This window comes from Gelidibacter maritimus (assembly GCF_014062315.1).
GTDB lineage: Bacteria > Bacteroidota > Bacteroidia > Flavobacteriales > Flavobacteriaceae > Gelidibacter > Gelidibacter maritimus.
This window is the reverse complement of sequence record NZ_JACGLT010000039.1, coordinates 1-3836: the sequence shown is the minus strand read 5'-3', so window position 1 is coordinate 3836 and position 3836 is coordinate 1. Positions and strand designations below refer to the sequence as shown.

The 3836-nt window shown below is 42.5% G+C and carries 4 protein-coding genes; 2 read left to right on the top strand and 2 right to left on the bottom strand.

The genetic code is table 11. From position 1 onward, the window contains the following. Window positions 1-70: 70 nt before the first annotated feature. Entirely contained in the window at window positions 71-949 is an 879-nt protein-coding gene (locus H3Z82_RS19350; protein WP_317172476.1) for a tyrosine-type recombinase/integrase, read from the top strand. A 2-nt stretch (window positions 950-951) separates the two neighbouring features. After that, window positions 952-2085, top strand: a complete 1134-nt coding sequence (locus H3Z82_RS19345; RefSeq protein ID WP_182202983.1) for an IS91 family transposase — start codon at window positions 952-954, stop codon at window positions 2083-2085. A gap of 268 nt (window positions 2086-2353) precedes the next feature. Here H3Z82_RS19345 and H3Z82_RS19340 read toward each other — a convergent pair whose 3' ends face one another. Continuing rightward, the gene (locus H3Z82_RS19340) at window positions 2354-2950 is read right to left on the bottom strand and encodes a hypothetical protein (protein WP_182207103.1); all 597 of its coding nucleotides are present in this window, start codon (window positions 2948-2950) and stop codon (window positions 2354-2356) included. Between the two features lie 149 nt (window positions 2951-3099). After that, window positions 3100-3729, bottom strand: coding sequence for a hypothetical protein (locus H3Z82_RS19335; protein WP_182207102.1), 630 nt, complete (start codon window positions 3727-3729; stop codon window positions 3100-3102). Window positions 3730-3836: the final 107 nt, after the last annotated feature.

The window sequence follows — 3836 nt, the reverse complement described above, 5'->3', positions numbered from 1 at the left end:
CACGATTCACTACCTTTAGGATCAAGGTTTAATGTAATACTCAATATTATGAAAAAAAAACGACACCCTCATTGAAAGGGCCTGTATTTCCGTTCCAGAGTTTGCAAAACTCTACCAAAAATTAAAGCGTTCCGTTGAGCTGGCCGGCAAGAGCCAGAGTACCCTTACCAACTATGCGCGCTGCCTGGCGCACCTTGCCCTCCATTTTAACTGTAGTCCACTTGCCCTGGATGAAGAACAGATCTTGGACTATCTACACGTTTTAAAGTCGCAGCACAAGACGCCATCCGACAGTTTTTTCAAGCACACCGTCTACGGGCTTCGCTATGCCTATCGCCTCTTTGGGATGAACGAGATGCGTGTGGTTCTTCCTTCCATTGAACGTCCCAAGACACTCCCGGTGGTATTGAACCAAAGAGAGATAAAACAACTGTTGAAGACCCCTAAACTGCTCAAGCACCGCTTGGTCCTGGCCATGCTCTATGGCTGTGGACTTCGCAATTTTGAACTGTGCAACCTACAGCGCAAGGACTTGGATTTTGATAGGATGATGCTGCACGTGCGCCAGGGGAAAGGGCGCAAGGATCGTTATGTTCCCCTGTCCAAAATGCAGGTCCGCGGCCTACAGAGATACTTCCTGGCAGAAAACCCGGATACGTGGTGTTTTACGGGCAATGACAAATCAGGCAGACCGAGCCGGATCTCTTCCCAGGGCGTTCAGTGGATCGTCCGCGAGGCTCGCAGGCACAGTGGCATCCAAAAGGAGATCACCGCCCATATCCTGCGGCACAGCTATGCCACCCACTTGCTGGAAATGGGTCTGGACATTATGAGCGTAAAGGATCTTTTGGGACATGCAGATATCCAGACCACCCTTATCTACCTCCATGTGGCACAATCGGGCAGGCAAAGGCCGTTCAGTCCGCTGGACAGGCTTTATGGCCAATAGGGATGTCCAAGCCTGTCCATGAAGTAGCCCATATCCTGGAGCGAAACAGGGAGCACCTTGCCGCTCATTGTGCCAATAGCTGGCAAGAACGTACCCTGCACGCGTTGCGCAAATGTCGGACCTCGGCCTTGGGCGGTCACATCGATCGTTGTGAGAATCCAACCTGCGGTAGGTTGCACCTTAGTTATAACAGTTGTCGCAACCGTCACTGTCCGAAGTGCCAGGGCCATAAAAAAGAGGAATGGATCCGCGCCAGGGAGGCAGATCTGTTGAAGGTTCCCTACTTCCATGTAGTGTTTACCATACCTGCGGAGCTGAACCGGTTATGTCTGTACGAACCAAAGTTGGCGTACGGTCTTCTGTTCAAAACAGCTTGGGGCATTATCCGGGATTTTGGTGGCAATCCCAAGTTTTTGGGCGGCCGGATGGGAATGGTCGCCATCCTGCACACTTGGGGGCAGAACCTTTCGCTGCACCCGCACCTGCACTGTATAGTTCCCGGGGGTGGCATTGCCAGATCGGGCAAATGGAAACCTGCCAAGAGTAAGGGAAAGTATCTGTTCCCTGTAAAGGCAATGAGTAAGGTCTTCAGGGCTCGATTTGTGGCCGGATTGCGTAAAGCGCTGGGGAAGCAACAACCTCCCTCTTTTTACCAAAGCCTGTTCCAACATCATTGGGTGGTCTATTGCAAGCGTCCGTTCTTGGGGCCTTCACAGGTAGTGGAATACTTGGGCCGCTATACCCATAAGATTGCCATCAGTAACCATCGGATAAAAGGTCTGGAAGGCGGAAACGTACGGTTCATGGTAAAGGATTATCGGCACGGGGGCAAGAAATCTGTGCTTGCGCTGCCCGATGCCGAATTCATCAGGCGCTTCGCACTACATGTCCTGCCCAAGGGATTTACACGGATCAGGCATTATGGTATTTTGAGCAGTTATTACAAAAGAACTGTGATCCCGCAGCTCCAGAAAGACCTGGGAATGCCAAAGCTTGGGGAGACAGGGCCATTGATGCACCGAAAATGTCCAATATGCAAAAAGGGAAACCTTGTTACCGTTGCAACTTTTACCGCCCGTGGACCACCAGGGCACTGGCTGGAGCAGATCAATAATCAAATAAAACGACCTATATAAAAAAAAGCGCAAGTCACGCGCAACAGGATATCTATGGTCAAAAATGAAGGAAACTGAGTGAAAAACGTTGAAAAGAAGCGAAGAGGAACTGCAAAACCAATCTTGCACTTCTAATCTTCAATAATAAAGCAAGCAAATACTCCCAAACAAAAAAATCAACTATTAAAAACCCATCTTAAATCCAATCAATCCCCATAGTAGGCAAACCGACCAACACCGGTTCAGTCAACACGGCATTCATGTTGGGTCGTACCGACCACACGAATGCTTAGTTATTGCCACCAGTTTTTATTTTTGTCAGACTTAAAATCAGAAGTCCTATTAATCCAATATTTGACCAAATCGCATACTTTTCCATTCGCTCATTTTTGTCCGTTTTAAATGTCAATTCTTGTGCAATTTGAATTTTATCAGAGTCGATATTTTTACTTTCTGTTATTTCAAAATCGAATTCACTTTTTTGTTCGGTCATAACTTGCAAGTATTCAATTCCGCCATTTCTATTTTTTGCTACAATCCAGAATTCTGTCGTCCCATCATTCTCGAACCAAAAATCAGAATTTTCATTTGGTTTTAGCTCTGTGTCATAAGTCACATAGTTTCCAGTTCCATTCCAGTTATTGTTCCAAAATGCTATTGCGTAAATTTTTAATTTTTTATCAGTCAGATTTTTAGTCCGAACATTAACTGGCGTTGAAGCTCCGAATGAATCGTCAAACAAAGAATTCAATCCCAAAGCAGATAGTCCGATTACAATTCCAAAACCTACCAATATTTTCAGTCCGATATTCTGCTTTTTGCGAGCAAAATATTTAATCAATAAGATTGTTATTAGTAGGAATATTGAAAATAGTAGTATCGTCATTTTTCAAATTGGTGGCAACGTGGTTGTGTATGATTTCGTTGCGTGTTTAAGCACTAAAGTTAGCAAATAAATCACAGATAGAAAGTCCGCGAGGACTTTCGTAAGTAGGCTATAACTAGCAATGAATTATACACGGTGTTGGCAAATCGTTATTTTTTATTTCTTATACTTTTCATTTTTGGAATTCCGTCTAAACTATCTAATTCATATTCTATTAATCGAGTACCTAAATTGTCGGGATTTTCACGGTCAATTCTGAATGTATATTTCACTTTAATTTTATTCTTATTTATTGTGTCAAGTTCCACTTTTGATGGCGACCACATAAGTACTGATTCAATATTTTTTGATTTCCAAATACTATCTTTTTGTATAGAATGAGGTTCAATTATAAGTTCCGATTTTTTATTTGATTTTAAGTCAAACGAAATTATTTTGATTGAACCAAAATCAGTTTCTGTTGGTAATATTGTCCAGTTTTTAAATTCAAAAAGTTGATCATTTTCATTCCATTCAACTCCTTGATAAAGCCCTTTTCCAAAGTCAAATATTTCTCCTTTCGGATTCTCATATTTGTAATCAATGAAATAATACCAAGATTGAAGGTCGGCAGAATATGTTACATCACAGATTAATTTTCCTCCGATATTTTGTTCAATTGTCACAGAATATTTTTTTTCTCCAAACGCTTCATTAAAAGCCCAAAAAAATCCGATAATTAAAACTATCAGAATTATTAATATTATTCCACAACCTTTTTTTATTGTTTGGGTTTTCATCTAATGTTTGCCAACGGTTTTGTGTATGATTAGTGGTGTGTTTAAGCAACTAATTTAGTAAATAAAAACCGAATAGAAAATCCGCGAGGATTTTCTTAAGTAGGCGA